The following is a 26,998-nucleotide window of genomic DNA, read 5'->3' on the forward strand; positions in this document are numbered from 1 at the left end:
AAGGAGTTTTTTACATGTCGAGGTTTCAAAACAGCACACTTCGTGAAAAATACGGGATACCAAACAACGCAGTGATTACGATCGGCGGGACAGTAGGGGTAGGAAAATCCACCTTTACACATGCCTTGGCAGATCAGCTCGGATTTCGTGTGTCCGTAGAAAAGGTTGACAATAACCCGTATTTGGGCCGTTACTATAACGATTTATCGCGTTGGGGTTTCCATTTGCAAATTTTCTTTTTGGCAGAACGCTTTAAAGAACAAAAAAGGATGTTTGATTATGGCGGCGGTTTTGTCCAAGATCGCTCTATTTATGAGGATACCGGGATTTTTGCCCGCATGCTGTACGAGCAAGGCAACATGACAGAAGAAGATTACCGCACTTATACAGAACTTTTTGAAGCGATGGTCATGACGCCTTACTTCCCGCATCCGGATATTTTGATTTACTTAGAGGGAAGCTTCGATGATATTATTGGTCGCGTAAAAGAGCGCGGGCGTCCGATGGAGCAACAAACTCCGGTCGATTACTGGCAGGATTTATTTGGCCGCTATGATAGCTGGATTGCCTCCTTTACTTCCTGTCCGATTTTGCGGGTCAATATCAACGAATACGACGTTGTGGAGGACCCATCTTCCGTAGAGAGCATTATTGCTCGGGCTGCTGAAAAAATTCGGATTGGACGAGCTACACGCTTTTCATCATAGAAGCCCATAGCAATAACAAAAGCACCCCTGCATTTTGCCGGTAAGAAGGCGGAAGCAGGGGTACTTTGCTTTTATTTGGTGCGATATCCTTCCAAGAGAAGGGTCATTGCTGCTGAAACTTCCGCAAGAGATTTCTCATGATCAGGCGTCTCCGAAATCCAGAGCACGGCTTCGTTCATGGCACCAGACAGCAAATGCGTCAGAGCATCGATGGAAACGGGACGTAGGTACCCTTGATCTTGCATCGTTTGAAGCTGCTCCCTGAGATGCCGCATGGAGTTTTCCTCGTCCATCCGGCGCCACGTTTCCCATCCGATGACAGAAGGTCCATCGATAAGCAAAATCCGCTTGTTGCGATGTTCGACTGCCGCAGAGACAAATGCCAAGCAACCCAAGATCAATTGTTGCCAAGGCTCCCCACTTTTCGCAGCTTCAGCTTCTACTCGCTCTCCGATTTCTTGTTGGACAGAAGCAAGTACTGCCTCAAATAATCCTTCTTTGCTCCCGAAATGATGGTACAGTGCACCACGGGTCACCCCGGCTTGTTTTACGATGTCTTCCATGGCGGCATCCGCGTAGCCTTGCCTGGAGAACATCTCTCTTGCTACGTCGATTAATTTTTGCATCGTCTGCTGTTTTTGCTCTGCTTTTGACATCTTCATGCTATACGATCTCCTTACTTATTTCATGCCAGGTTAGACAGGGTCAACATAACTGTCAGCATACGCTGCAGAAGGCGGGATTACCTTTATGATATCAAGTAAAATGCCGTTTGGATCGGCTGTAATAAAATGCCGCTGACCGAAATCCTCGTCTCTAATGTCGAGATGGAGAGGAAGACCTGCTTTCACAATAAGTCTCTCGTATTCAGCGTCAACATCATCGACTTCGAAATTAAGGATAAGGCCACCATCTACTGGCTTTCGGAATCCTTGTGGGATCGTGTTGTGAGAAGAATCCAAGATGGCTAGCTCAAATGCCGGAGTGCTGCTTAAATTTTGCAGGCTCACATACCAGTCTGCTTCGAAAACAATTTCAAATCCAAAGTGTTCACGATAAAACTTCGCGCTGGCCTCAACTTGTTCTGTCAAAATGACAGGGTAAAAGCTGTTCACTTTCATTACGGATCTCTCCCTCACGATTTGGATGAGGTTAATTTAACATACATACTGTATGTATGTAAAGTGATTTCGCAATTTTTTCAACAAAGCTTTCCTACACTTTGCCACATGCAAATGGGCAACGGATAAACCCCGCTGTGGTATAATAAGAGCATCTTGGAATTAAAGGGGCTCAGACATGGCAGAAGAATGGTTTGAACGCAGCTTTCGCGAAGATTATGTGCTTGTGTATCGTCATAGGGACGACTCGGCAGCAGATGGAGAGATCGCTAATCTGTTGGAAAGATTGCCGGTAAAGGACACAGGGCGCGTACTTGATCTTTGCTGCGGGAGCGGGCGTCATTCGCGTGCGCTGGCTCGCCGGGGGTATGAAGTAGTTGGTGTGGATTTGTCACCTGTTCTTTTACAGTTGGCAGAGGAACAAAACAACTATCCACAGCTAAGTTTTGCCCGCTGTGACATGCGCGACATTCCGTTTCACGAAGAATTTGATATCGTGGTGAATTTGTTTACCAGCTTTGGTTATTTCTCCACAGATGAAGAAAATGCTAACGTTATTCGTAACATGGCACAAGCGCTCAAAACAAAAGGTGAAGTGGTCATCGATTTCTTAAATGCAGCGTATGTCATCGATAATCTCGTGCCGCACTCCTCGAAGGAAGTCAGTGGGATGTTGATTAAAGAAGAACGCTGGATCCAGGATGGATTTGTGAAAAAGCGGATTCTGATTTCCGATGAGTCTTCGAATGAACCGCGTGAGTATATGGAGCAGGTTCGCTTGTTTTCTGCCCAGCAAATGATTGCCATGCTGACAGAGGCAGGATTCGAAAAAATTCAAGTGTTTGGAAATTATCAGTTTGACGAATATGTGGCGCATGAATCACCGCGTATGATTTTTTATGCTGTGAAGCAATAGGTTGCGGATAACCTGTACGTCTCGTGAATATGATGGTGTAACAACCATTTATCGGGTAAAAGGGGGCATTGCTACAATGAGCAAGCTGTCTTTGGAACAGGTCAAATTGTATCTGAGCAAGGTACCTGGCTGGAAGCTGGTAGAAGACCGAATGGCGCTATCACGCACGTACCACTGTCGTGACTTTTCCACTGCGATCAGTTTCGTCAACCGTGTGGCAGAGATGCTTGAGCATGACAATCAGCACGTGGAGATTCATCTGGCAGGTGGAACAGTCACGTTTACGTTAGCCACCCGCGAGGCAAAAGGTTTAACCGGCAAAGATTTTGCATTAGCCCAGACCATTAGCAAAGTAAGCTGATAGGCAGAAGAGAAGTAGCCGCTTCCCATAGCGAAGCGGTGTTTCTTTTTGGCTTTTTACGAGCTACTTTGTTATGATGGGCAGTATGAACCATTTCGGAGGGATTATTAGATGGACATTCAACAACACGAGCAATTGATTCAGCTGTTGGCGGAATATAAAAATCAAAAGGCTTCCGTGACTTTTACCCAATGGGATACCGATAGTGAAGAAGAGGAAGAGGTAACACAATTTCAAGCGCAGCTTCTGGAAACCAAGCTGACTGACAATGAATTTGAAGAAAAAGATCTCCTGCTCGTGTTTACGACAGCAGAGGGCGAAGAAATGGAAATCCTGATGGAGATTCCGGGTGATGAGGTAGATTTGGCTAGCTATGAGGAAGGCCATTTACGTATTTTTGGAACAGAAGCGGAGATTGTTTTGCAAAAATGAAAACGAAGCGAGCTTTTCGCTATGTAGGCACGCCCGATCCCATGTCTGATAAAGAGGCGTACCACTGCGAAAAATATATAAAGAAAAACAAGCATTCGTTGGTGAGAGCGGGACAATATTTGGTTGATATAACAGCCCTCAGTGCTCTGTTTCACTTGGACTGTTGGAATTGCAGGACCGTTCATCGTGAGACCTGCTGTGAGGGTGGACAACCTTACGCAGTAGAAGAATGGCAGATTCCAATCTTGGAGGGGGAAATCCCCTCTATCTCTGCCGGACTCCAGGATGAGTCTGAACGCAATCATTGGCTTCTTCATGGAGTTTGGGATCGCAATGAGCCTCCAGGAACGATTCGCATGCGACATGGCAATTGTCTTTTTTATCAAGAAAAAGATGGGCGTTACGGCTGTGCGATTCATGCTTATGCCGAGCAAGCTGGTCGTGAAGTAGAGCCTCTCAAGCCATTCAGCTGTCAACTGTATCCAATCGATTTGATTGATACAGAGGAGGGGATTCTGTTAACGGCCGTTACGAATGAAACGTCCTCCTTTTCCAGATGGGGCACGGATTATTTGGAGCAGTTTTACTGTGCCAGTCCGGCCCGCCGCAAGCTTGCCACGCATATAGACGACAAGCTGTTTGCATTAGACGGCTATCGACCAGCCTATGAGTGGAATCTCCCTTTGTTACGTTATATCCTGCAAGATGATGCAGAGAGAATAGAAGGCATCCTTGCGAGCAGCTATCAATTGGAACGTTGAATGCCTTGTGATATGATGATGTATGCATCAAGTAGATTGATAAAGGAGCAACAGCGATGAACGTCAAGACAACTCAAGAATCTCGTACAATTCAGGCATCACTGGTTCAGCCATCTGATACGAATTACCATGGGACTATTTTTGGTGGTACGATGATGGCTTATATAGATGAGGTAGCTGCAATCGCTGCGATGCGACATTCGCGTCGCCCTGTTGTGACAGCATCGATTGACTCGATTGATTTTCTTGCTCCCGTTAAAATGGGACATTCCATCTGCCTGGAAGCGTTTGTTTCGTCAACGGGCAAAACGTCTATGGAGATTTTCGTAAAAGTCGTCTCGGAAAATCTCCAGACCGGCAAGCGCATTTTGACCGCGACATCTTTTCTTACCTTTGTTGCCTTAGATGAGGAAGGAAATCCAACTGAGGTGCCAGCCATCATCCCTGAAACAGAGGAAGAAGAGCGATTGATGGCCACAGCGGATGAGCGCAAGAAAATGCGCAAAGAACGAAAAGGGAATCTGCAAGATTTCGTGAGTCAATTGAACATCGAGAAAAACATCTAATTTTTTTAGTCTTCACCCTGAGCGAACATTCGTTCAGGGGATTCTCGTTTATCCATGTGAGGAGGAATCGGGCAATGAAGTACCGCAGACTAGGAAAAACGGATTTGAACGTATCCGTGATCGGTGTAGGTACCTGGCAATTTGGCGGGGAGTGGGGAATGGATTTCTCCCAAGAAGCTGTTGACCAGATTCTCGACAAAGCAAAAGATCTCGGCATCAACTTGATTGATACAGCGGAATGCTACGGCGATCATCTGTCCGAACAGCTTATCGGAGGATATTTGAAAAAAAGCCGCCGGGAAGACTGGATTGTGGCGACGAAATTCGGGCATCATTTTCATGACAAATTTTCTCGAACCAATCATTATGGAGCAGCTGAAGTTCAGCAGCAATTGGAAAAATCGCTTCAAGCCTTACAAACCGACTATATTGACTTGTACCAATTCCACTCAGGACCTGACGAGGCTTTTGATAACGATGACTTGTGGACCTACCTCGACAAACAGGTGCAGGCAGGAACGATCCGTCATCTCGGCCTCTCGATTGCGAAAAATGACAATATGCATCAAACATCTGCCGCTACTTCGGTGAATGCAAAAGCAATCCAAGTAGTATACAATCGTCTGGATCAAAAGCCGGAAGAAGGTGTTTTTGCTTCCTGCCAGCAGCAAGACCTGGGTGTGTTGGCTCGCGTTCCGTTGGCGAGTGGTTATTTAAGCGGAAAGTATAAGCCAGGTTCTGTATTCGGTGGTAACGATGTGCGGCATCGACACGATCAGGAGCATGTCAACAAGCTCTTGCTCCAAGTAGAAGAAATCAAGAAAAATGAAGTTCCAGAAGGAATGGATATGGCGCAGTGGGCATTGGCGTGGTGCCTCAAGCATCCGGCTGTTACAACCGTGATCCCAGGCAGCAAGAGCCCAGCGCAGGTAGAGGCAAATGCCAAAGCAGCTGACTATGTAAGCGATGAGCATCCACAAGCGACGTCGAAATAAAAAGGGTGCGTGCCATGACAACTTCCCAAAAAACGGTAAGAACGTGCGCGAATGGTCATTCTTACATGAAAAGCAGTGACTGTCCGACTTGTCCAATCTGTGAGCAAGAACGCAAACCGGATACTGGATTTCTTTCTCTGCTCTCGGCACCAGCAAGAAGGGCACTAGAACACAATGGAATCACTACCTTGGAACAGCTCGCAAGCTACAGCGAAAAAGAGATTCTGAAATTTCATGGGATGGGGCCAGCATCTATGCCGAAGCTTCGGGCAGCATTGAACGAGAAGGGATTGTCATTCAAGAACGAATGATTGGGCACAGCGAACAAAAAAGGAGGAGCCGCGAGAGGACAGCGACTTCTCCTTTTTCTTTTAATCTAAAAAGCGGGATCTGATCTGCGGGGTAGGTAGCATGCATTGCTCTGCTTTGCCCATCCATCGATAGCGATTTCTCGCGACCCAATCATAAATCGGATTGCGGACAGGCCTTGGGATGAGCCGAGCTATGTTTGACAGCAGAGGCCATCCACCTTGAAGCTTGCGGCCAACGTGCAAGATCGCATCCGATTTTGTATATAGCTGTCCGTTGGCGATAAAGACCACGGATGACATGTCTTTTTCCTGATAGTTGTAATGAGACAAAATTTCCTGCGCTCTCTGTGACTGCAAGGAAGCAAAATGAATGTGCCCATGCGGATCACGCTTCAAAATAAACTGGACAGCACCGTGGCACAGATGACAAACCCCATCAAACAGTAACAGGTACTCAGGGTGGTCCAGTTCTCTGCCTGCTTTCATGAGACAGCCCTCCATACTTCAAGTGGTTTGATCTACATGCTTATCCTTAGCTCCATCATAACAGAGAAAGACAGTCGTTCCTATACACCAACGATTATTCCGTCACAAATGCGAGTGTCCCTTGCTGGATCAGCTCTTCTGCCTTTACGAGATCAGGATGCATTTCGCGGTCTTCATGCAGGCGGGGAATCACCCGGCGCAACTGCTCATAGGCTCTCGCTGTACCTGTTCCAAGATCTCCCGAACCAAAATCGATAGCTTGTGCTGCTGCTAAATATTCGATGGCAAGCACCTTGGTGACATTTGATACGATTGTGCGAAGCTTGCGAGCAGAAGTCGTACCCATGCTGACATGGTCCTCCTGATTGGCAGATGACGGAATCGAATCGACTGATGCCGGATGGCAGAGCACTTTGTTTTCAGAAACAATGGAAGCGGCTACATATTGCGTAATCATAAATCCAGAATGGAGTCCGCCATTTTCGGTTAAGAATCCGGGTAGACCACTTAGCTGTGGGTTGACGAGACGTTCCGTGCGTCTTTCCGAAATATTTGCCAGCTCAGCGATGGCAATGGCAAGAAAATCGGCTGCGAATGCCATTGGCTGACCATGGAAGTTCCCCCCGGAGATGACGTCGCCTGTTTCCGTAAAAAGGATAGGGTTATCGGTGACGCTATTGCATTCACGTGTAACTGTGGTCCATACATACTCCAGCGTATCACGAGTTGCACCATGCACTTGCGGGAGGCAACGAAGGCTGTATGGATCTTGGACGCGTAGCTCACCCTGCGCAGTCGTTCGTTTGCTGCCGGATAAGTGCTGGAGTAAGCGCTTCGCCGATTCCTGCTGTCCTGGATGCGGGCGGACGAGATGGAGCTGAGGATCAAAGGCTTTTGGAATTCCACGCAGCGCTTCAATCGTCATCGCCGCAATCAATTCAGCGCTTTCAAGCAGGACTCGTGAATCATATAAGGCGAGGCAAAGCTGTGCGGTCATCGCCTGTGTACCGTTAATTAGAGCCAGACCTTCTTTTGCCTCCAGTCGAATAGGGGAGAGACCTACTTTGCTTAGCGCTTCTTTGCCGGATAGCCGCTTGCCATTGACGAGCGCTTCACCTTTGCCGAGCATGACCAGTACCATATGAGCGAGAGGAGCCAGGTCTCCGCTGGCACCAAGGGAACCTTGTTGAGGAATAATCGGATGAACCCCACGATTGCATAGTTCTACTAGCTGAAGCAATGTTTCTTCCCGAATTCCCGAATACCCCTTTGCCAAGGCGTTGATGCGCAATGCCATCATCGCACGGACAACTTCAACGGCGTAAGGGTCGCCCATCCCGCAAGCATGACTCATAATCAAATTTTCTTGCAGCTTGCTTACGTCCTCATCGTGGATCATGACATCGGAGAATTTTCCGAAGCCAGTGGTGATTCCGTATACGACCTCCTGCTGCGATACCATTTTCTCCACCATGGCACGTGAAGCACGAACACGATTCAATGCTTCTTCGGTCAACTGAATGTGGGTGGCGTTTCTTGCAATGGAAACAACATCTTCGATTCGCAATTGATCCCCATCTACTTTTACAACGTTTACTTGCTGATTCATCTGTAATTTCCTCCTTTAGCAGAGCAGAGAACGAAAAGAGCGAGGGGTTAGGATATCATCTCCTAACCCCTCGCTCGAGAGCATGTATGTGATTGGATAAAAACGTGTAAGCCTGCATTCGTCGCGGCATACGTTCTTCCTCACTTTCGTTCATATGCAACTGTCTGATTATTTTAGCTATTGCTACCATTGTATCAAATGCCTACGTGCAGTCAAGATGATCTTGTCACGGCGGCTTCCCTAGAGAGCAAAAAACGGGCTTAGTCCATTTTTTTAAACTGGGCGATAGTCGTCTCTCGAGTTGGATAAATGTCATACCATGTACTGTGTTAGTTCATCCGAAAGGACGTGTAGAATTCCGTGGAAAAGCGACGTAAGATGCCGCCTATGCCTACCGCACTCCCAAGGCGTCCTAAAGAAATGCCGAAACCGCCTTCTTCAGCGATGCCATTGCCGTCTCCATCGATGCCGTCACCTATCAAGCCTTCTCCTGAAAAGCCCAAGTCGGAAAGTCCAATCAATCCGAATCATTCTATTCCGGCGCGCCCAATGCCGCAAAAACCGATCATGCCTGCTCCCAATCTGGCTAACCCGAACGTGCCAAACGTCATGCCGCCAAATCGGATACCAGCAAATCCGACGCCACCGAACCGGATGCCGGCAAACCCTATGCCTAATGCTTCACCGAATGTAAGGCCAAATGAGAGCCCAAACATGAGGCCAAACGTTAGACCAAACGTGCGACCGAATGAGAGTCCAAACATGAGGCCAAATGTCAGACCGAACGTAAGGCCAAACGAAAGTCCAAATATGCGGCCAAATGTAAGGCCGAATGTAAGGCCGAATGTCAGACCAAATGTGCGGCCGAACGAAAGTCCAAATATGATGCCAAATCTAAGACCAAATATCAGGCCGAATATTAGACCAAATATTAGACCAAATATCAGACCAAATGTTAGGCCGAATGCACGACCGAATGAAAACATAGGAAGGGAACTGGAGCAGTACCTGTTCAAATTCCAGTTCCATATGGATCGGATGGAGTATTTCCGCCACAAATGCGATGAGCATCGTGAAAATCGCCGCAAATACATGGAATACCGCAGACATTACAAGCATCATGAGCGGAGAATGCATCATTATCATGACCGTTGCCAATTATGGAATGATGGTAGCAGTTCCTTTGGTCGAGGCTCATCATCTTCGAGTGGCAGCAGCTCTTCCTCGGGATACAATTATCGACATAGTCGGGGGCAAAGACGAGGGCGTGGGTGTGATTGCGGATGTTCATTTTGAAGCGCATGAGGAAGGACGCCAGCTAATGAAGCGGCGTCCTTTTCTATACTCAATTCGTAAATGCTTCAACAGCGATTCCTTTTTTCTTTAACTCGCGTCTTAAAGTAAGTAGGGCATCATCCTTGTTTTTACATTCCAATATGATGTCCACATTGTAATCCGTGAGCGCACTGACAAATGTAAGAAACGCCTCCGGGTCAATATCGTCTGCATGAGCGCGAAAGTCATTTGCTGACTTAGGCGAGGACATGTGCATCTTCGGTGTTCGCTCTCCCCAGGTTTGAATAATCCGTGGAAGGTATTCCGTCCAATCTTCACCATCAGAATGGCAGTTGTGGTGGTGAATATCGAGCACCATCGGGACACCGATTCGTTCGCATAGCTCCAGTACCTCACGCATGGTAAAAGAAGTGTCATCGTTTTCCACGACTAAACGGCGCTTGACGTTTTCAGGAAGCAGCTCGAAGTTGGATGCAAAACGGTCGAGAGAAGAGGCTTTATCTTCGTATACCCCTCCCACATGTGTTACCAAGACGGAATTATCGTCGAGCCCCAGTAAATCAAACACTTTTGCATGGTAAGAAAAATCGGCAATTGTCGATTCCAGCACAGAAGGCTTGTCGCTGTTTAATATGCTGTAATGTCCGGGATGAGCTGTCAAACGAATGCCATGATTGCGGATATAATTCCCTGCCTTTTGGAAGTCCCATGCGAATTCTTTTGCCCAATCCCATTCAGCTGCTACTGGATGCGTAGCCAGGGGAACAAATTCAGAAGGAAGTCGATACAAAAAGATCTGATTTTCAACATTATAAGCAAGCAAATCCATTAAATTGAAAAAGTTTGCCTGCATTACCTGCCGCAGCTTTTTTAACCGAGCTGGGGGATCTAATTTATTTACTTGGGCAACCGTCGTTTTTTTGTTTGGATTGTTTTTCGTCTTTACACTGATGCAGGCATAGCCCATACGGATCAAGGAAATCTCCCTCCTTTGCAGCAGCATTCCTTTGTAGTATCTCCAAAACGGGAACGTCGTCGGCTTCTTGCCAGGGAATTATAAAACGGATAAGATGGGAGAATGTCACAGGCACGCCTACAACCTTTCCGTAAAAATGCGGACGTTCCTCGTGAGTAGACTTCGGTAGAGGTTTTTGAAGGAGAATGCAATGAATAGTCTTGACCAATCCTATAGTATGACTCTGGTTTTTCTCTCCTATTTTATTTCAGCAATGGCGTCATACACAGCATTAGATTTAGGCGCACGTCTCCATTATGCAAAAGGCAGGGGACGTGTGTTTTGGTTATGTGCTGGAGCCGTCTCCATGGGGCTTGGTATTTGGGCTATGCATTTTGTTGCCATGCTTGCCTTGCATCTGCCGATTGCTGTCCAGTATGATAACTTGGTCGTATTTTTCTCGATTGTTTTGGCCGTGTTATCATCAGCGCTTACATTATGGATCGTGAGCGAGCAGTCCATGTCCAAAACGAGGGTAGTAACAGGATCAGTTGTCATTGGGTCTGGTATCGCCGGAATGCATTACACAGGGATAGCAGCGATGATGATGAACGCCATTATTCTGTACGATTGGCTATGGTTTACCGTATCCATTTTCGTGGCCATCCTGTTTTCGATGGTTGCGTTGATTCTTGCGTTTCAATTGCGTTCGGTGGATTCAGTAGAAGGTCTCTGGCGTAAAATTTTTGCAGGGCTGTTGATGGGGGCTGCCATTACCGGCATGCATCACACCGGAATGTACGCCACCACATTCGTCGCTCACGAGCACATGACAAACGCGGTGGTCTCGCATGATGATTCAGGGCTGATCGCTACCATGATTGGCATTGTCATCGTGTTGATTCTAGTCGTGACCTTGGCTTCTGTATACGTGGACAAGCAATTCGCAGGGAAGACCTTGCGCGTTCTAGAAAGTGATCAACGCTACAAATCGCTATTTGAGCACAATTACGACGGGGTAATCTTTTACTCGATCGATGGTAGCCAAAGCGTCATGAATCCTGCGGCGATGCGATTGACAAAGGAGCAGAGCTTGCCTCTCGAAAAATTAATGAAGATGTGTACTTCTACAGATGCAGAGCTCATATCGACGCATTTTACAAATGCAGTGCAAGGTGAAGCGCACAACTACGATATTACTTTGACCACGAGAGAGGGGCGTCAGCTTCATCTGAACATGACCCATACCCCAGTATTTGTCGATCAGCAGATTACGGGTGTGTTTATGATTGTGAGAGACATTACCAACAAGAAGGAATACGAGGCAAAAATCAATTATCTCGCTTTTCATGATTCGTTGACTGGTTTGCCGAATCGACGTTTTGTCGAACAGCAACTGGATCAAGTAATCATGGAGGCACAAAAAACAGATCAGCAAGTTTACGTAATGTTTCTGGATCTCGACCATTTCAAGCTGGTAAATGATTCATTAGGGCATGATTTTGGTGACCTGTTACTTCAGGAAGCCTCCTTGCGTGTGCAGGATTGCGTAGGTGAAAAAGGAACGGTGAGCAGGCTTGGTGGAGACGAATTCATGGTGATTCTTACAGATGTCACGGAAAGAGAAGTATTTTCCATGGCGAATGAAATCAACCAAAGGATTGAACAAGCATTTTTTATCCATGGGCACGAACTGTACATAACGACGAGTATCGGGATTTCTCGATATCCAGAGGATGGGCAAGACAGAATTGTCTTGATGCGTAACGCAGATGCGGCGATGTATGCAGCCAAAGACAAAGGGAAGAACAGTTTCCACTTGTACGTACCTAATCTGGAGCAAGCAGTGAATGACAAAATGAATGTTCAAAATGAATTGAATCGCGCTTTGGCCAGACAAGAATTTTTATTGCATTACCAGCCACAGGTAAGTGCCAAATCAGGCGCAATCGTTGGTGTAGAAGCTTTGATTCGTTGGGATCATCCTGAACGAGGCTTGCTTTTGCCAGACCAGTTTATCTCAGTAGCAGAAGAAACCGGGCTGATCGTACCGATTGGAGAATGGGTGCTGCGGACGGCCTGCAAACAGAACAAGCAATGGCAAGACGAAGGACTCATGCCGCTTCGAGTAGCCGTCAATCTATCTGCACGTCAATTCCTCAAACAAGACTTTACCCAGATGGTCGCTGAGATTCTGCACGAGACAGGGTTAGCACCGGAATACTTGGAGTTGGAAATCACAGAAAGCAGCATGGTCGACGTCCAGCGCGCCACACAGGCACTCAAGGAATTAAAGCAATTAGGGGTGCACGTTGCGATTGACGACTTTGGGACGGGCTACAGTTCCCTCTACTATCTGAAAGAATTTCCGTTGAATCGTTTGAAAATCGATCGCTCGTTTGTGCGCGACATGATCGATAAGCCTTCCAATCAGGCCATAGTGTCCACGATTATTTCCATGGCCCATCATTTGGAACTGCATGTAATCGCGGAAGGGGTAGAAACAAAGGAGGAGCTTGCGTTTTTGCAGGAGCATCTGTGTGAAGAAGTGCAAGGCTATTTATTCAGCAGGCCGTTACCGAGTGAAGACGTAGCGTTTTATTTGCAAGACCAAAAAGGCGTTAGTTAAACAAGAGGAGCAGCTCTCATGAGTTGCTCTTTTGTTTTGCATCTGCCAGCCAAATGAGGTGGTATAGCTGTCGAATTGGCACGTAAAATGTACTATTCCTGCTAACTTGTCAAGGAATTGCATCTAGGAAGAAAGGAGGGAGAGAATGCTGGCTCTAGGTATCATCTTATTGCTGTTTACCATTGGAGTTGCGATTGCCATTGGGTATCGAGCAAACGAAAGTGTCCGGCAATTTGATGAAAGCGCGCATGAGAGCTTTATCGGTTCCCAAGCAGAGAGGGAGGGATAACGAAATGCAGCAGGAAAAAGAACAGCAATTGCTCGAGGACCAGAGAGACCTGAACAAGTTTGGTTATGCGCAGGAGTTACTGAGGGATATGGGTGGCTTTTCGAACTTTGCGATCTCATTTTCGATTATTTCTATTTTGACTGGTGCAGTATCCTTGTACGGGCATGGTTTACTTTATGGCGGCTCTGGCATGATGGGCTTCGGATGGACCTTGGTCGCGTTATTTGTCATCCTGATTGCAGCTTCGATGTCTGAACTCGCATCTGCGATCCCTACAGCCGGAGCGCTGTATCATTGGGCAGCTATTTTAGGTAGCAAACGGTGGGGCTGGTACACAGCGTGGATCAATCTCATCGGCCAAATCGGGATTGTCGCAGGCATTGACTATTCGTTCTCTTTGTTTGCGGACCCGCTCCTCGCGAGTGCGTTTGGTTATACCTCAACAGAAAAGACCACGCTAATCCTGTTCGGGATCACACTCCTTTTGCACGGTATGTTTAACCACATAGGAATTCGACTCGTTGCCCGGTTAAATGACTTCTCCGCTTGGTACCATATTGGCGTCGTCGTCATACTCGTCGGAAGCCTCATCTTTTTCTCCCGTCATGATTTGCAACCGCTCGATTACCTCTTTCAAGTTGGTCAAACCTTTTCAGACAAACCGTACGCGATTGCTTTTTTAATTGGGTTGTTACAAGCGCAGTGGACCTTTACCGGCTATGATGCATCAGCGCACACAATTGAAGAAACGATTAACCCGCGGGTTCGTGCTGCTTGGGGAATTTATACGTCTGTGGCCTTTTCCTTTATTTTTGGATTTATCATGCTTGCTTTTGTCACCTTATCTATCAAAAACGCGGCGGCTGCCAGTGAAGCGGAGAATGCATTTATTTATGTGATCAGTAAGGCATTAGGCGGCGCATTTGGTTCGGTGGTGCTTTGGCTGGTTACCTTTGCAATGTGGTTCTGTGGCTTGGCGTCGATTACTTCTTTTTCGCGAATGTTGTATGCGTTTTCACGTGACAAAGGAATGCCGTGGAGCCATCAGTGGGCAGAAATTTCGACCAAATACAGAACGCCGGCAAAAGCGATTTGGCTGGTTATTATTCTTTCCTTTGCGCTTGCCTTGTTCGATTACATCGTGAAAAGCATCAATCCGAACACGTCGTATACGACATTGGCCTTTCTTACAGCGGTAAGTGTCGTTGGGCTTTATGTCGCTTACGGGATTCCGTTATACCTCAAGCTCCGGGCGGAATCGCGTGGACTATTTCAGCGGAAGCATTACGGTCCCTGGCATTTGGGGAACTGGAGTAAACCCATTAATGTATTGAGCTTGATTTGGATCGTCTTCATCTCGATTATGATGGTGATTCCACCCAATCAAACAGCTGGGTATGCCTTGATCGCCATGTTCTTTGTGCTTCTGATCATGGATTTGGCTTATTACCGGAAGCATTTCAAGGGCCCGCAAGCTGCGCTGGGCAATTCGGAGGAAGAGATTAAACGTCAGGAAGCGAGATTTCGCGACTCCTAATGAAAAAGAGGTCCCGGCTCACAGAATGTGAAGGGTCTCCCTTATGTCTGTATGGGCATAGGGGCTTTTTTTCGTGAAGGACGGTTATGGATAACGAATGGCAGAGGATGAAAAGCTGTCAGTAGGACGGAAATTAGTATATTTTACATGGACATTATCGATGGAAAATTCTAAAATAACAAATAAATAGACAGTTGCAAATGTAGATTCGACAGCTTTGTCCTCGTGGAATAGACATTTGTTATTTTCAGCGTTCCGTGATAGAATTCACAAAACGATATTTTTTTTAGCTAAACTTAACTGACTCGGGAAATGTTGGAGGAAAGAAGCAAAAAAAGGAGTGATTGTGTGAGTTTGGAAACGAAGAAATGGGCGGATGAAGTAGCTGAGCAGGTAATCTCATGGCGACGATATCTCCATCAGCACCCAGAATTGTCGTTTGAAGAGGAGAAAACGTCCCAATTTATTTACGAAACGTTGGAATCTTTCGGGAATTTAGAGCTTTCGCGGCCAACCAAAACGAGTGTGGTCGCTCGACTGATCGGATCACAGCCAGGAAAAGTTCTTGGCATTCGCGCCGACATTGATGCTCTCCCGATCCATGAAGAAAATGATGTGCCATATGCATCAGGAAAAGCTGGCGTGATGCACGCATGCGGACATGACGGTCACACAGCGATGCTGTTGGGAGCCGCAAAAATTTTGTCCCAGTACAAGGATCAAATCAAAGGTGAGGTTCGTTTCTTCTTCCAGCATGCTGAGGAGCTCCCGCCGGGTGGGGCTGCCGAAATCGTAAGAGCTGGTGCAGCGGACGGACTGGATTCGATCATTGGCATTCATTTGGCATCGTACATGCCTGTCGGGAAATTCGGTGTTCTTTACGGGGCACTTACTTCATCGACAGATCGCTTCGATATCAAGATTCAAGGAAAAGGCGGGCACTCCTCGCAACCGGAAGCATCTGTTGACCCGATCGTCATTGGGGCACAGGTTATTACTGGCCTACAACAAATTGTATCCCGCAATGTGAGTGCGTTGGACAAGGTCGTTATTTCGGTGACGATGCTGAATGCAGGGACAGCGTATAACATTATTCCAGATTCGATGACACTGACGGGCTCCACACGCTGCTTCGATGCGGAGATTCGCAAAAATATTCCGATGTGGATTGAACGAATTGTCAAAGGAATTACGGAAGCGCATGGCGCAAGTTATGAATTCACGTTCTCACATGGCTACACATCGGTTGTCAACGACAAGCAGGTGACCAAGCTGATGGAGGATACCATCCGCGAGCGTTGGGGAGAAGAAGAGATTATTTACATTGATCCTTTGATGCCGGGTGAAGATTTCTCTGAGTATTTGAAAAAAGCTCCAGGCTGTTTTATTCAATTGGGTGCTGGCAATCCAGAAAAAGGCTTTACATACCCGCATCATCATCCACGCTTTGATTTTGATGAAGACGCAATGGTACGCGGCGTGGAATTGTTTGTTCGGGCAGCTCAAAAAGTCGTCATGGAGTAGAGCGATATAGAATGAGGGGGATGTTGTATGGCAGAGGCACGCGTCAATGAGTACAAGCTGCATTTTCTCGTACTTATTCTCGTCGCATTGACAGAATTTATCGGCACAAAAAAAATCAGTATTGGCATCGGGGTTATCGCTCTGTTTCCCATGCTCTACGCACTCGTTTTAGGCGGGGCAATCAGCTGGCCTAAGTTTAAATTTTTGAGTGAAAAAGAAATGAACGTCGCAGCCAATATTTTGGGGATTTCGTTTTTGATCTTTATTGCGAAGCTGGGAGCCAATATCGGTCCAGAGCTGCCAAAGCTGCTCGGCTCTGGTGTATCCTTAATTGTTCAAGAGATGGGACACATTGTAGGGACAATCGCACTTGGTCTGCCAATCGCATTGTGGCTGGGTTTGAAGCGTGAAGCAATTGGGGCTACTTATTCTCTCGACCGCGAGCCAAACTTGGCGATCATTGTTGACAAGTTTGGAGCAAATTCTGCCGAAGCTCGCGGCGCGCTGGGTGTATACATTTGCGGAACGTTGTTTGGTGCCATTTATATGTCAATTCTCGCAAGTATTTTAGGAAGCAGCGGGTTGTTTCACCCGATTTCACTAGCGATGGGAGCCGCAGTTGGTTCCGGTAGTATGATGGCAGCAGCAACAGGCTCATTGGCTGTTATTTTCCCGGAAGCGCAAAAAGACATTGCCTTTTATTCCGGGGCGGCAAATTTGATGATGAGTATCGTCGGAACGTACGTGTGCATCTTCTTCTCCTTGCCGGTCACACAAAAGCTGTACGCATGGCTTGAGCCTATCATTGGACGCAAAAGCGCTTCTTCTGCGGCAGAAGGGGGGAGAAAAAGCGCATGAATCAAATCTTGACGATTTCTATCATCGGTTTAATCGCTCTTATCGGTAACTGGATCGGTTATAAAGTACCAATCATGGAATCTTTGCCAGGTATTTTGCTCTTGGCGGTCATTACGTTGATCGGAATGGGCTTTACTCGCATTCTTCCATTCAAATCCCCCGTCATTGTATGGATCTCTTTGTTTGCGATGCTTGCGACATCCCCGTTTTTTCCAGGAAATGAATATACGGCTGCTGCGATCGCCAAGATCAATCTGCTCGCATTGGCTACACCGATTCTTGCGTATGCAGGTCTGTCACTTGGAAAAGACGTTCATTTATTCAAACAGCTTAGCTGGCGTATCGTAGTCGTGTCTCTCGTTGTCTTTACCGGCACGTTCCTATTCGCTACGCTGTTTGCGGAGATCGTATTCAAGATTCAAGGCAAATTTTAACGAAACTGTTTTTGAGTTAGGGCCTCCGTGTGCTTCCATATGCCATGGAGGTTCTTTGCACATACAACTGTGAAAGTCAGGAGTGGAGAGAGTATGATCATTGATGTAAGAAAGGTTACCTGGCAAAGAGATGAGACAACCATTTTGCGAGATATTGCCTGGCAAGTGCAAGACAAGGAGCATTGGTGTTTGGTCGGTTTAAACGGCTCTGGTAAAACCAGTCTGTTGAATATCATTTGTGGCTATGTGTGGCCGACAAAGGGGGAGGTCAGCGTATTAGGCAATCTTTACGGAACAGTCGACTTGCGTGAGGTGCGTAAATCAATCGGCTGGGTAAGCACGGCGCTGATGGCACAGCTTCACGAGCATGAAACCGCACTTCGTGTCGTCTTGAGTGGACGGGAGGCAACCATCGGCTTGTATTCCGTTCCAGAGGAGACGGACGTAGAGAAAGCGTCGGATTTACTCGATACATTTGGATGCCATGCATTAAAAAACAGACGCTTTGCCGCTTTATCGCAAGGGGAGAGACAAAAAGTACTGATTGCTCGCGCCTTAATGGCATCCCCTCGATTGCTCATCCTGGACGAGCCCTGCACTGGACTAGACCTGCTTTCAAGAGAACAGCTGTTGGCCATGATTGAACAAATCGCCAAACAGCCAAACGGGCCCACGCTCATTTATGTCACTCATCACATCGAAGAAATTTTGCCTTGCTTCACGCATACCTTGCTGCTAAAAGCGGGGAAAGTAGACCAAGCTGGAAAAACAGAAGAGGTCTTAACGGCTGAACGTCTGACAAGCTTTTTCGGCGTACCTGTTCACATTCAACGCTCGCAAGGAAGATCTTGGGTAAGCTTAGGGGAAGAGGCGACCGTTTGATTGTGTTGGATAAGTTTGGGCACGAGTCAGCACGGTTGTGCATGATTGTGTATAATAGCAATAAGAAATTGTATCTGGGAGGAGAGGAGAGATGGAGGCATGAACAATGTGATTGCACCAATCACAGACTCCACCTGGGCGATCATCACCTATGAGGAAGCGTGGAATAGCTACGTGAACAGCTACGTGATCAAACAAGGGAATGCCTTTGTATTGATTGATTCTCATCAGCGCAAGCAACGCTCATTTTTTCAACAGGCGTTGGAAGAGATCGGAGCCAAGCCAGAGCGAACGGAATATGTCTACTTCACTCATCGGCATGCTGATCATATTGGAAATGCCGATATGTTCCCTTCTCGAAACAATTGGATTCACCTTGACGATTATTACGAACTGGACGATTTTTCACAGACGCTATTCGGCCATACGTTTACAGGTAGTGGGGGAGATCTCCCTTCCCTGCGTTTCCGACAGCTTTCTTTTCATACAGAAGGCTCAGTTGCCTTCTTTGATCCCCAGTCGAAAATATGCTTTGTTGGCGATCATTTGTGCTTTGAAAACACAGAACTCGGTCAAATCGTTGGCGGAGAAGTGGACTGTCGGACAGCTTATAAAGAACACTTGAAGCAATGGGTAGCCCGTGAACCAGAGCGAGCGACAGAGTTTACGGAGGGCTTGGAGATTTTGCAGGATTGGCCCATTGAGTATTTGGCTACTGGTCATGGTCCCATTCTTCAAGGCGAAATTAAGGTGTTTTTGCAAGAGTTGATTGCGATTGCTCGTCCATAACGAAAAAAGACTTGTGTGCCGCGTACTGCCGGCTTGCACAAGTCTTTTTGCATTACTTGCTGGAAGTTGTTGTTTCTTCTTCTTCTTCCACTTCTTTTTCTTTTTCTAAATCTTTATCCATGATTTGGACGTTATGCTTTTTATACAATTCATCGATCCATTTATCCATATTATTTCGTTTGTTTCTGGCTTTTACTTTTTCGATCACTTTCGGGCGAGCTTCTTCAAATGTTCCTTCGAACTTATCTTTGTTTTTCTCATAGTATTCTTTGATTTGTTCTTCGGTGATCGGGTTATCCTTCTCGAACAGCTTGTCCCGCAGCATAACAGCGCGCACGCCTTCACGGAGCTCTTGCTCAGTCATTTGCTTATCCTTCAAATACTGTTGGAATCTTTCTGGTGATCCCAATTTTTCTTTGACTGGGTTCACACGCGCATCGAGTTCTTGATCGGTTACAGTAATTCCTCGTGCAGCACCTTCCTGTTTGTACAGCTCCAAGGTGATGATATCAGCCATGACACGCTTACCAGCATCTTTTTTCAATTTGTCGTACATTTGCTCTTGAGTGATGGTCACATTACCAATTTTGGCAACAGGGTTATCCGCAGAAAATGCAGAATCTTTTCCAGATGTACAGCCCGCTACAGCGAGACCGAGTACAAGTGCTGAGGCAGTAAGTATAGTTGCATTGAATTTTTTCATGAAAAATACCTCACTTTCTTGATAGTAATACGACTGTGCATAGAGCAGCGTTACGGGAAGCGGAAAATAAAAACCGCACACATAAAGCAATGTGCGGTCGTCAATCGATTAGCTGGCCTGTGTAGAGGCTTTTTTCCACTCTTCCAAGCGTTTTTCCAGAACGGTGTGATTCAGATGCAAAAGACTAGCTGATTTGTCCATCAATTGCTTCAAATGGGAAAGGGCTCGCTCGTAATTTCCTTTGGCAGCTTCAATCTCTGCCAAGCAGAAGAGCTTCCAGTCTTTTGCCGATCGTTTGCTTGCGATCAGCTGGTAAGCTTCTATCGCACTCTCTACTTCACCCAGGCGGGCGTGCGAGCAGGCAATAAGAGCTAAGGAATCAGTCATTCCCTGATCACGCTGGTAAATACGAAACGCCACTTCCAATGACTCATTATATCGTTCGGAGGAATAGTAAACGATCGCCAGGTTGTAAAACAAGTAGTGAATCATCGCTTGATTGAATAACGTTGGTCGTTCTTTGCAGACGTTGATTCCTTGAACGATATATTTTTCGGCCATTTCATAATTGCCAAGCATGATCTCATGGGTTGATTTATCCAGCATAGCGACAGCACGGGAACGGTTCTTCCGATAGGAAGCCTCCAGCCAGCGCAATCGAATATTCAAACGGCGTTTGAAAAGATTGGCCATGTACTGAAAGCGGAAGGGCCAGTGCAGGCGAATAAACATCACCAACAGCACAGCCGCAATCCCTGCCAGCGTTGATGTCAAATTTAAACTCAAATACTCCACGTAGTGACACCCTCTCTATTTACGCTGCATCTATTACCCCATCTTAGCACAGAACCTGTCCGCGTGACAGAGCATTACCGCTATTTCGCCAATGGCAAGATATTCTCTTTTTTGGGGGTAGAGAGCTGCTGCGTTTTCACGTAATCATCTGAAACGGTATAGAGCGTGTCGCCAATCGTGAGTATCCGTTTAATATTGCTGGAGCTGTCGTACCAGCCTTCGCCTGCTTTCGCGACATCTTCCTTCGACAGATGGGTGATCTGATCTCTCAATTGAAAACCTTTTTGCAAATCGAGCTGATAGACGTAGGCACCTTGGAAAGTAAAGTGGCCGTATTCGCGCATATCGTTTTTGGCTTTTTGTTCAGCCGTACGTTCGTGGACGGATACAGGAAAGGCGAGCAGATTTTTTTCTTTGGAGAACAGTAGAGCCTTGTGATTGTGCAACAGCTCGGAGTCCGTTCCTCTGTCCCCGATAACAGTCTTGAACTTTTCCTTCGGTTTGGTTACATCACTGACGTCAAAGAGGGCAATTTTCATCCCTTGGTAGTACGCCCAGTCTTTATCTGCTTCTGCTTCTTTGCCAAAACCAATGATATGGTTTTCGTCATACGGGTGTAAATAGTCGCTGTAACCTGGGATTTTGAGGGCACCTAGTACGCTTGGCGCAGAAGGCTTTTTCAGATCCAGAACGAACAGCGGGTCGACTTTTTTGAAGGTGACCATGTAGGCACGATCTCCCATGAAACGGACAGAGTAAATGCGTTCTCCTGGAGCGATGCCTTCCAGCTTGCCGAATACCTCGAGTTTGTTGTCCAGTACATACAAGTTGTTTTTTGATGTATGCTCATCGTCTCGCCACATGTTCCCGCTCGTGGTGGCGATTCGGAAATAACCGTCGTTTTCATCCATGGAAAACTGGTTCAGAATACGTCCAGGCACCGACCCTTTTCCCGTATACTGAATGTCTCCCTTGTTCATGGCAAAACGATAAATGGCTGTATCTGACTCAATGGGAGGGGCAATCAAAGGAGCTGTCACTCCTTTTTGTTTAACAGCTACTGGCTGTACATTGTCCTGGGTGACGGCCACATACAGATTCTTGGTGGATGCATAGATGTTCTCGCCAGCACCAAGATACGTATGCAGTGACATCTTTTGTTTCGAATCATCCAGATTCACGCCAGCGACGATCAAATACTCTGGACGAAAGTGATCCGGGAAGTAACGAATCTCGCTGTAGGGAATGGTTTGGTACTGGTTATGATGGGCGCTGTCTTTAAACGTTGGGCCTGGCACTTCTGCTTTCTCTTGCAAAATACGATACGTATCCATGTAATGGTTGGCTGTCACGTACAAGCTCGCGCCGATTTTGCGGGACGACATGTACTGACCTTCCAGCTCCAGTTGACGAATGAGCTTAGGTTGCTTTTTGTCCGTAATATCGTAGATCATGGTTTTTACGGACTGCATGCCTTGGAAACGGGGGATGCCTCTTTTGGAAGCAGGACCAGGAGGATAGGAGATGGTCTCATCCGCTTGCCCGATGACGATGAGTCTACGATCGTCTACGTACATTTCTTGCGGTACGAATTTTCCATTGTCATAGCTGATACGGCTTGCGACCTTCATCTCGGTGGCTGGATACGCTTTGATGATGCGTACTTCATTTTGCGTGGATTGATAAAGATAAGTTCCATCTGATTTTACGATATCTGCTTCATCGACGCCCTGCACTTGTGTGTTCGTTGTGGAAAAATCACCGCGAATTGCGCCACCGGAAGTGTCCGCTACTTTGTTGGCTGTGCTAGGTGCGGCAGCTGGCAAAGCGGTGCCCATTTCCAGGGTGGAGTAATGGTAGCTGCTGTCTTGATTTGATTCGATGAGTTTTTTTAGCTCCGCATAGGAACCGACTACTGGCAAATCTTCTGAAGATCCCGTGGCTTGAACGGTTGGCTCTGCGATTGTACCCGTCGTGAACAGGAAGGGTATAGCGGTCACCACCAGCACGGAGGCGAGAAGCCCGGCAAATGTTCTTTTCATTTTGATCCCCCTCATATCTGCTGCTTACCAAAATTTGTTGTCGGTAATAAGACGACGCATGTTTACGGAATGTTTCACACACTCTTTGGGCATCAATCTACGGACAGGTGGGGGAGCGTGTGCTATAATAATAGGCGGTTTATGCTACCATTTACACCACTACGTCAAAAGGGGCGTCATAGATGGAAAACTTGAAGCAAAGCATTCTGGAACTCATCACGGATACTTCTACGAATCTACCACCAGACGTGCGTCGTGCCGTCAATGCAGCTAAAGTGAAAGAGGATCTTGGCACACGTGCAGCGCTGTCTTTGTCTACGATTGCGCAAAACGTTGTCATGGCAGAAGAAAATGTTTCTCCGATCTGTCAAGATACGGGGATGCCTACATTCGAAGTGAAAACTCCGGTTGGAGTCAACCAGCTGATCATTAAACAAGCCATCAAAGAAATGATTGCAGAAGCAACCAAGACAGGTAAGCTGCGTTCCAACTCCGTAGATTCCTTGACGGGTGCAAACACAGGGGACAACCTCGGACCAGGTACACCTGTCATTCACTTCGAGCAATGGGAAGAGGATGAAATCGAGATCAAGCTGATTCTCAAAGGCGGCGGCTGTGAGAACAAGAACATCCAATACTCTCTGCCCTGTGAGCTCGAAGGCCTGGGCAAAGTGGGCCGCAACCTGGATGGTATTCGCAAGTGCATTTTGCACGCCGTATACCAAGCACAAGGACAAGGCTGTAGTGCCGGCTTCATCGGCGTAGGAATCGGTGGAGATCGCACCTCCGGTTATGCACTGGCGAAGCATCAATTGTTCCGCAAAGTGGATGATGTCAATCCAAACGCTGATTTGGCTGCATTGGAAGACTACATCATGGAAACCGCAAACCAACTCGGAATCGGAACCATGGGCTTTGGTGGTAACTCGACTCTGCTTGGCTGTAAAATCGGCGTGGAAAACCGCCTGCCAGCAAGCTTTTTCGTATCCGTTGCGTACAACTGCTGGGCATTCCGCCGTCAAGGTGTTCGCCTGAATCCGGAGACTGGCGAAATCCTTCGTTACCTCTATAAAGACGAAGAAGTGGCGATGGACTTGTCCCCGGTAGCAGCTACGGATGATGCGGGCGAAAAGCGCCGCGAGGTTGTTCTGGAAGCGCCAATCTCTGAAGAACAAATCCGCAGCCTCCGAGTGGGCGATGTGGTCATTATCAATGGTGAAATGCACACAGGACGCGACGCCTTGCATAGCTACCTGATGGATCATGACTGTCCAGTAGACCTGAACGGTGGCATCATCTACCATTGCGGTCCAGTTATGCTGAAGGACGAAGCAGGCGAGTGGCATGTAAAAGCGGCTGGCCCGACTACCTCCATTCGCGAGGAGCCATACCAAGGCGAAATCATCAAGAAATTCGGAATCCGTGCCGTTATCGGAAAAGGCGGAATGGGTGCGAAAACCCTGAAAGCATTGAACGAGCATGGCGCTGTGTACTTAAATGCGATTGGTGGAGCGGCTCAGTATTATGCAGAATGCTTGGAAAAAGTAGAAGGTGTCGACTTCATGGAATTCGGTATTCCAGAAGCGATGTGGCACCTGCGCGTAAAAGGCTTTGCAGCAATCGTCACCATGGATTCTCATGGCAACAGCTTGCACGCGGATGTGGAAAAGTCTTCCGCAGAGAAATTGGCTCAGTTTGCAGCACCTGTATTTAAATAAGGAATGTAATACGAAAGCCTCTGGCGCACTTCATGTGCTGCTGGAGGCTTTTTTTTCAAACTAGGTGGAAGAGGAGAAGGAAATAGTTGGATAGATGATGAAATTTCGAGGGACTAACTAGGATTGCGGACAGATGGATTTTCATTTTTGACAGGGGGGACAGGAATGAAATGGTTGATTGCTGATCGCGTCATTATCGGAGATGGAGAACATGTAATCGAACAAGGCGCTGTCGGGATTGATGAGCGAGGAAAGATTGTAGCAGTAGGGAAAGAATCGGAGCTTACAGATTCCATTTCGGAAGGAGAGGTAAAGCGGTACAGCGGATGCTCCATTTTGCCAGGCTTGATCGATTTACATGTCCACATCGGGTATTGGTGGAGCAAACCAGACTCCGCTGAATATCGCAACAACGATGGACTCGTGGCTTTACTTGCGACAGCGAACTTGAAAGAGGCACTTTCTTTGGGGGTCACGACGATCCGCGATGTTGCAGCACCGGATGGATTGTGCAGTACACTGAAGCTGGCAGCTAAGAACAAGTTCATTGTTTCCCCTCGTCTTTTTCAGGTAAATCAAGGGATTATTATGACAGGGGGGCATGGCTGGCAATTAGAGGGTGCCCTGCGAGAAGCAAATGGTCCGTGGGAAGTGCGGACAGCCGTGCGTGAACAAGTGAGAGCAGGGGCAGACTGGATCAAGCTCATGACGAGCCATCGTACACCAACGCCGGAGTTCACACAAGAAGAGCTGAATGCGGCGGTTGATGAATCACATCGTTTAGGACGGAAATGCTGTGTGCATGCCTCACTCCAACCGGCGATCCAGATGGCGATTGATGCGGGATTTGATACGATCGAGCACGCTACGCATATGACAGTGGAACAGGCAGAACAGATGAAAGAAAAAGGACTGGTATGGGTACCGACCATGGTCACCTTCTTCCAGATTGCTGATTATTACAAACATATTTGGAATGAGCAGCAACAGGCGAATCAAGGTATATTGAGCGAAGGACTTATTGAGCAGGGGGCCTTTTTCATCGAATCAGAAAAGGCGTACCGGGAGAACTTCGCACGATTAATAAATACAGGCGTAAAGATCGCTACGGGTACGGATATCGTATTGGACGGCTATCCGATTACACCAGTTGCAGAAGAGATCAAGCTGATGGTCGAGCTGGGGATGGAGCCAATTCGTGCGATTCAGGCTGCTACCCAAAATGCTGCTGAAGTGCTGGACCAAGGAAGTAAGTTTGGTACGTTAGCGCCAGGTTATTTTGCAGATTTGCTAGTGGTAAAAGGTGATCCGCTACAAGAGATAGAGGTATTGAAGCAAGTGGAAGAAGTGTTTCTTGAAGGTGTGACTGTCTATTCAAAGTGCTGATGGGGCTGAGCCTTGCTCTTTCAGGTTTGTAACGGCGGTTGTACTGGGTGTTTGACTATTTTTTGCCAAAATGGGTATTGGTTTATTGCGCGTGTACCAGGGCGGGCATAGGTTAATAACGAATGATCACAGAAAAAAGGAGTGAGAATCGTGAACTATGTAGTCCGTTCGGGAGATACGCTGAACAGCATCGCGGCTCGTTTTGGTGTATCCGTTCAGGAATTGATCCGCGTGAATAATATCGCCTATCCTTACTACATTTACGTCGGTCAAAATTTGTACATCCCGATTACTCCGACACCAGCTCCTGGTGCAGATGTCGAGCGTCGCTTGAATCGACTGGAGAATCGGGTAGATGCGCTTCGCGAAGACTATCGCAGGCTGGATAATCGGGTAGATCGGTTGGAGAACCGTGTCACTCGTCTGGAGCGTGCCATTACGCCAACACAACCTCCGCGGCCACGTCCGACTGGTACACCTCGTCCACGCTAAGCAGCTGGGTAGATTGCCGAATAATTTTCCACACTTCGCAATTTCCTCTTCGCCTGATCCTGCATAAAGTGATACGAGAGGATTAAGAGGAGGTGCGGCCATGCTAGGGTTAAATGGAAAAAACATCCGACACCATTTCATGGGCGTCTATGGAAAAGTAGTACAGATTCGGGAACTGGTGGATGTGATCGACCAAGTTTTTGATTCTGTAAACAAAGTGGGCGACATAGGAAAGGCGATGCTTGGACCTCGTAAGGCAAGTGCCAAAAAGCTCGACAAGCTGAGATGAATGGCAAAACAAAAAAACCGCGTCCATAATGGAGGCGGTTTTTTATTTATGATTTATTCGTAGTTCTTAGGGGCATACTCTATCATCAGAATAACTCATCTGAAAGAAAAAGTCT

Annotated in this window: 31 protein-coding genes; 21 read left to right on the plus strand and 10 right to left on the minus strand. The window is 47.2% G+C overall.

Going from position 1 to position 26,998, the window contains the following annotated elements:
• The first annotated feature begins 14 nt into the window (after window positions 1–14).
• A complete protein-coding gene (locus C7R91_RS12775) occupies window positions 15–707 on the plus strand; it encodes a deoxynucleoside kinase (protein WP_047068679.1) in 693 nt (230 codons plus the stop codon).
• Between the two features lie 71 nt (window positions 708–778).
• On the opposite strand, the gene C7R91_RS12780 is transcribed toward C7R91_RS12775, so the two are convergent.
• The gene (locus tag C7R91_RS12780) at window positions 779–1,369 is read right to left on the minus strand and encodes a TetR/AcrR family transcriptional regulator (RefSeq protein ID WP_047068680.1); all 591 of its coding nucleotides are present in this window, start codon (window positions 1,367–1,369) and stop codon (window positions 779–781) included.
• Window positions 1,370–1,402: 33 nt separating this feature from the next.
• On the minus strand, window positions 1,403–1,828 hold the full coding sequence (locus C7R91_RS12785; protein ID WP_047068681.1) for a VOC family protein: 426 nt from the start codon (window positions 1,826–1,828) through the stop codon (window positions 1,403–1,405).
• 178 nt (window positions 1,829–2,006) lie between these two features.
• On the opposite strand from C7R91_RS12785, the gene C7R91_RS12790 reads away from it, so the two are divergent.
• The 7 genes from C7R91_RS12790 (at window position 2,007) to C7R91_RS12820 (ending at window position 6,170) form a co-directional block, all read left to right on the plus strand.
• On the plus strand, window positions 2,007–2,744 hold the full coding sequence (locus C7R91_RS12790; RefSeq protein WP_047068682.1) for a class I SAM-dependent methyltransferase: 738 nt from the start codon (window positions 2,007–2,009) through the stop codon (window positions 2,742–2,744).
• A 76-nt stretch (window positions 2,745–2,820) separates the two neighbouring features.
• Window positions 2,821–3,105, plus strand: a complete 285-nt coding sequence (locus C7R91_RS12795; protein ID WP_007724250.1) for a 4a-hydroxytetrahydrobiopterin dehydratase — start codon at window positions 2,821–2,823, stop codon at window positions 3,103–3,105.
• 111 nt (window positions 3,106–3,216) lie between these two features.
• A complete protein-coding gene (locus C7R91_RS12800) occupies window positions 3,217–3,537 on the plus strand; it encodes a hypothetical protein (protein WP_047068683.1) in 321 nt (106 codons plus the stop codon).
• Complete coding sequence (locus C7R91_RS12805; protein ID WP_047068684.1) at window positions 3,534–4,298, plus strand: DUF3109 family protein; 765 nt, start codon at window positions 3,534–3,536, stop codon at window positions 4,296–4,298. Before C7R91_RS12800 ends, C7R91_RS12805 begins: the two co-directional genes overlap by 4 nt.
• Window positions 4,299–4,354: 56 nt before the next feature.
• A complete protein-coding gene (locus C7R91_RS12810; RefSeq protein WP_047068685.1) occupies window positions 4,355–4,864 on the plus strand; it encodes an acyl-CoA thioesterase in 510 nt (169 codons plus the stop codon).
• A gap of 74 nt (window positions 4,865–4,938) precedes the next feature.
• Window positions 4,939–5,859, plus strand: coding sequence for an aldo/keto reductase (locus C7R91_RS12815; RefSeq protein ID WP_047068686.1), 921 nt, complete (start codon window positions 4,939–4,941; stop codon window positions 5,857–5,859).
• Window positions 5,860–5,873: 14 nt separating this feature from the next.
• A complete protein-coding gene (locus C7R91_RS12820; RefSeq protein WP_047068687.1) occupies window positions 5,874–6,170 on the plus strand; it encodes an RNA polymerase alpha subunit C-terminal domain-containing protein in 297 nt (98 codons plus the stop codon).
• 60 nt (window positions 6,171–6,230) lie between these two features.
• On the opposite strand, the gene C7R91_RS12825 is transcribed toward C7R91_RS12820, so the two are convergent.
• From C7R91_RS12825 to C7R91_RS12840, 4 genes are all read right to left on the minus strand, one after another.
• Entirely contained in the window at window positions 6,231–6,671 is a 441-nt protein-coding gene (locus C7R91_RS12825; protein ID WP_047068688.1) for a thiol-disulfide oxidoreductase DCC family protein, read from the minus strand.
• 79 nt (window positions 6,672–6,750) lie between these two features.
• Window positions 6,751–8,265, minus strand: a complete 1,515-nt coding sequence (gene hutH / locus C7R91_RS12830) for a histidine ammonia-lyase (protein ID WP_047068689.1) — start codon at window positions 8,263–8,265, stop codon at window positions 6,751–6,753.
• Between the two features lie 329 nt (window positions 8,266–8,594).
• Window positions 8,595–8,786 carry a hypothetical protein gene (locus C7R91_RS12835; protein WP_047068690.1) on the minus strand — a complete coding sequence of 64 codons (192 nt, stop codon included), beginning with the start codon at window positions 8,784–8,786 and terminating at the stop codon, window positions 8,595–8,597.
• 6 nt (window positions 8,787–8,792) lie between these two features.
• Window positions 8,793–9,251, minus strand: coding sequence for a hypothetical protein (locus C7R91_RS12840; RefSeq protein WP_047068691.1), 459 nt, complete (start codon window positions 9,249–9,251; stop codon window positions 8,793–8,795).
• 77 nt (window positions 9,252–9,328) lie between these two features.
• Here C7R91_RS12840 and C7R91_RS12845 point away from each other — a divergent pair, with 77 nt between their 5' ends.
• On the plus strand, window positions 9,329–9,652 hold the full coding sequence (locus C7R91_RS12845) for a hypothetical protein (RefSeq protein ID WP_236697822.1): 324 nt from the start codon (window positions 9,329–9,331) through the stop codon (window positions 9,650–9,652).
• Here C7R91_RS12845 and uvsE read toward each other — a convergent pair.
• Window positions 9,611–10,537, minus strand: a complete 927-nt coding sequence (gene uvsE / locus C7R91_RS12850) for a UV DNA damage repair endonuclease UvsE (protein ID WP_047068692.1) — start codon at window positions 10,535–10,537, stop codon at window positions 9,611–9,613. The genes C7R91_RS12845 and uvsE overlap by 42 nt on opposite strands.
• A 190-nt stretch (window positions 10,538–10,727) precedes the next feature.
• Between uvsE and C7R91_RS12855 the strand changes: the two genes are divergently transcribed.
• From C7R91_RS12855 to C7R91_RS12885, 8 genes are all read left to right on the plus strand, one after another.
• Window positions 10,728–13,145: an EAL domain-containing protein gene (locus tag C7R91_RS12855; protein WP_047068693.1), complete on the plus strand. Its 2,418-nt coding sequence runs from the start codon at window positions 10,728–10,730 to the stop codon at window positions 13,143–13,145.
• Between the two features lie 145 nt (window positions 13,146–13,290).
• The gene (locus C7R91_RS29355) at window positions 13,291–13,434 is read left to right on the plus strand and encodes a hypothetical protein (protein WP_162837743.1); all 144 of its coding nucleotides are present in this window, start codon (window positions 13,291–13,293) and stop codon (window positions 13,432–13,434) included.
• 4 nt (window positions 13,435–13,438) lie between these two features.
• The gene (locus C7R91_RS12860; RefSeq protein ID WP_047068694.1) at window positions 13,439–14,971 is read left to right on the plus strand and encodes an amino acid permease; all 1,533 of its coding nucleotides are present in this window, start codon (window positions 13,439–13,441) and stop codon (window positions 14,969–14,971) included.
• Between the two features lie 348 nt (window positions 14,972–15,319).
• A complete protein-coding gene (locus tag C7R91_RS12865; RefSeq protein WP_047068695.1) occupies window positions 15,320–16,495 on the plus strand; it encodes an amidohydrolase in 1,176 nt (391 codons plus the stop codon).
• 27 nt (window positions 16,496–16,522) lie between these two features.
• The gene (locus C7R91_RS12870) at window positions 16,523–17,353 is read left to right on the plus strand and encodes a DUF3100 domain-containing protein (protein WP_047068696.1); all 831 of its coding nucleotides are present in this window, start codon (window positions 16,523–16,525) and stop codon (window positions 17,351–17,353) included.
• Window positions 17,350–17,787: a hypothetical protein gene (locus tag C7R91_RS12875; RefSeq protein WP_047068697.1), complete on the plus strand. Its 438-nt coding sequence runs from the start codon at window positions 17,350–17,352 to the stop codon at window positions 17,785–17,787. The genes C7R91_RS12870 and C7R91_RS12875 overlap by 4 nt, the downstream gene beginning before the upstream one ends.
• Before the next feature lie 93 nt (window positions 17,788–17,880).
• A complete protein-coding gene (locus C7R91_RS12880) occupies window positions 17,881–18,669 on the plus strand; it encodes an ABC transporter ATP-binding protein (protein ID WP_047068698.1) in 789 nt (262 codons plus the stop codon).
• A gap of 99 nt (window positions 18,670–18,768) precedes the next feature.
• Window positions 18,769–19,458 (plus strand): MBL fold metallo-hydrolase, encoded by a 690-nt coding sequence (locus tag C7R91_RS12885; protein WP_047068699.1) that lies wholly within the window; start codon window positions 18,769–18,771, stop codon window positions 19,456–19,458.
• Window positions 19,459–19,510: 52 nt separating this feature from the next.
• On the opposite strand, the gene C7R91_RS12890 is transcribed toward C7R91_RS12885, so the two are convergent.
• The 3 genes from C7R91_RS12890 to C7R91_RS12900 all read right to left on the minus strand — a co-directional run bounded on the left by C7R91_RS12890 (window position 19,511) and on the right by C7R91_RS12900 (window position 22,998).
• A complete protein-coding gene (locus tag C7R91_RS12890) occupies window positions 19,511–20,161 on the minus strand; it encodes a SurA N-terminal domain-containing protein (RefSeq protein ID WP_047068700.1) in 651 nt (216 codons plus the stop codon).
• A gap of 108 nt (window positions 20,162–20,269) precedes the next feature.
• Window positions 20,270–20,956: a tetratricopeptide repeat protein gene (locus tag C7R91_RS12895; RefSeq protein ID WP_047068701.1), complete on the minus strand. Its 687-nt coding sequence runs from the start codon at window positions 20,954–20,956 to the stop codon at window positions 20,270–20,272.
• Window positions 20,957–21,036: 80 nt separating this feature from the next.
• Complete coding sequence (locus C7R91_RS12900; protein WP_047068702.1) at window positions 21,037–22,998, minus strand: beta-propeller domain-containing protein; 1,962 nt, start codon at window positions 22,996–22,998, stop codon at window positions 21,037–21,039.
• Window positions 22,999–23,180: 182 nt separating this feature from the next.
• On the opposite strand from C7R91_RS12900, the gene C7R91_RS12905 reads away from it, so the two are divergent.
• The 4 genes from C7R91_RS12905 (at window position 23,181) to C7R91_RS12920 (ending at window position 26,883) form a co-directional block, all read left to right on the plus strand.
• A complete protein-coding gene (locus tag C7R91_RS12905) occupies window positions 23,181–24,716 on the plus strand; it encodes a fumarate hydratase (RefSeq protein WP_047068703.1) in 1,536 nt (511 codons plus the stop codon).
• A 165-nt stretch (window positions 24,717–24,881) separates the two neighbouring features.
• Window positions 24,882–26,102 (plus strand): metal-dependent hydrolase family protein, encoded by a 1,221-nt coding sequence (locus tag C7R91_RS12910; protein ID WP_047068704.1) that lies wholly within the window; start codon window positions 24,882–24,884, stop codon window positions 26,100–26,102.
• Window positions 26,103–26,252: 150 nt separating this feature from the next.
• Window positions 26,253–26,594 (plus strand): LysM peptidoglycan-binding domain-containing protein, encoded by a 342-nt coding sequence (locus C7R91_RS12915; protein WP_047068705.1) that lies wholly within the window; start codon window positions 26,253–26,255, stop codon window positions 26,592–26,594.
• Between the two features lie 100 nt (window positions 26,595–26,694).
• Window positions 26,695–26,883, plus strand: coding sequence for a hypothetical protein (locus tag C7R91_RS12920; protein ID WP_047068706.1), 189 nt, complete (start codon window positions 26,695–26,697; stop codon window positions 26,881–26,883).
• The last annotated feature ends 115 nt before the right edge of the window (window positions 26,884–26,998 follow it).

Origin of the sequence: Brevibacillus formosus, assembly GCF_003013405.1 — a bacterium.
GTDB classification, from domain to species: domain Bacteria; phylum Bacillota; class Bacilli; order Brevibacillales; family Brevibacillaceae; genus Brevibacillus; species Brevibacillus formosus.

Coding starts and splice junctions, on each gene's coding strand:
- C7R91_RS12920 (WP_047068706.1), top strand. CDS start 26,695: ATGCTAGGGTTAAATGGAAAAAACATCCGACACCATTTCATGGGCGTC.
- C7R91_RS29355 (WP_162837743.1), top strand. CDS start 13,291: ATGCTGGCTCTAGGTATCATCTTATTGCTGTTTACCATTGGAGTTGCG.
- C7R91_RS12800 (WP_047068683.1), top strand. CDS start 3,217: ATGGACATTCAACAACACGAGCAATTGATTCAGCTGTTGGCGGAATAT.
- C7R91_RS12880 (WP_047068698.1), top strand. CDS start 17,881: ATGATCATTGATGTAAGAAAGGTTACCTGGCAAAGAGATGAGACAACC.
- hutH (WP_047068689.1), bottom strand. CDS start 8,265: ATGAATCAGCAAGTAAACGTTGTAAAAGTAGATGGGGATCAATTGCGA.
- C7R91_RS12805 (WP_047068684.1), top strand. CDS start 3,534: ATGAAAACGAAGCGAGCTTTTCGCTATGTAGGCACGCCCGATCCCATG.
- C7R91_RS12790 (WP_047068682.1), top strand. CDS start 2,007: ATGGCAGAAGAATGGTTTGAACGCAGCTTTCGCGAAGATTATGTGCTT.
- C7R91_RS12890 (WP_047068700.1), bottom strand. CDS start 20,161: ATGAAAAAATTCAATGCAACTATACTTACTGCCTCAGCACTTGTACTC.
- C7R91_RS12860 (WP_047068694.1), top strand. CDS start 13,439: ATGCAGCAGGAAAAAGAACAGCAATTGCTCGAGGACCAGAGAGACCTG.
- C7R91_RS12815 (WP_047068686.1), top strand. CDS start 4,939: ATGAAGTACCGCAGACTAGGAAAAACGGATTTGAACGTATCCGTGATC.
- C7R91_RS12855 (WP_047068693.1), top strand. CDS start 10,728: ATGAATAGTCTTGACCAATCCTATAGTATGACTCTGGTTTTTCTCTCC.
- C7R91_RS12825 (WP_047068688.1), bottom strand. CDS start 6,671: ATGGAGGGCTGTCTCATGAAAGCAGGCAGAGAACTGGACCACCCTGAG.
- C7R91_RS12845 (WP_236697822.1), top strand. CDS start 9,329: ATGAGCATCGTGAAAATCGCCGCAAATACATGGAATACCGCAGACATT.
- C7R91_RS12785 (WP_047068681.1), bottom strand. CDS start 1,828: ATGAAAGTGAACAGCTTTTACCCTGTCATTTTGACAGAACAAGTTGAG.
- C7R91_RS12875 (WP_047068697.1), top strand. CDS start 17,350: ATGAATCAAATCTTGACGATTTCTATCATCGGTTTAATCGCTCTTATC.
- C7R91_RS12840 (WP_047068691.1), bottom strand. CDS start 9,251: ATGTTTTCATTCGGTCGTGCATTCGGCCTAACATTTGGTCTGATATTT.
- C7R91_RS12810 (WP_047068685.1), top strand. CDS start 4,355: ATGAACGTCAAGACAACTCAAGAATCTCGTACAATTCAGGCATCACTG.
- C7R91_RS12910 (WP_047068704.1), top strand. CDS start 24,882: ATGAAATGGTTGATTGCTGATCGCGTCATTATCGGAGATGGAGAACAT.
- C7R91_RS12885 (WP_047068699.1), top strand. CDS start 18,769: ATGAACAATGTGATTGCACCAATCACAGACTCCACCTGGGCGATCATC.
- C7R91_RS12900 (WP_047068702.1), bottom strand. CDS start 22,998: ATGAAAAGAACATTTGCCGGGCTTCTCGCCTCCGTGCTGGTGGTGACC.
- C7R91_RS12905 (WP_047068703.1), top strand. CDS start 23,181: ATGGAAAACTTGAAGCAAAGCATTCTGGAACTCATCACGGATACTTCT.
- C7R91_RS12820 (WP_047068687.1), top strand. CDS start 5,874: ATGACAACTTCCCAAAAAACGGTAAGAACGTGCGCGAATGGTCATTCT.
- C7R91_RS12870 (WP_047068696.1), top strand. CDS start 16,523: ATGGCAGAGGCACGCGTCAATGAGTACAAGCTGCATTTTCTCGTACTT.
- C7R91_RS12795 (WP_007724250.1), top strand. CDS start 2,821: ATGAGCAAGCTGTCTTTGGAACAGGTCAAATTGTATCTGAGCAAGGTA.
- C7R91_RS12775 (WP_047068679.1), top strand. CDS start 15: ATGTCGAGGTTTCAAAACAGCACACTTCGTGAAAAATACGGGATACCA.
- C7R91_RS12780 (WP_047068680.1), bottom strand. CDS start 1,369: ATGAAGATGTCAAAAGCAGAGCAAAAACAGCAGACGATGCAAAAATTA.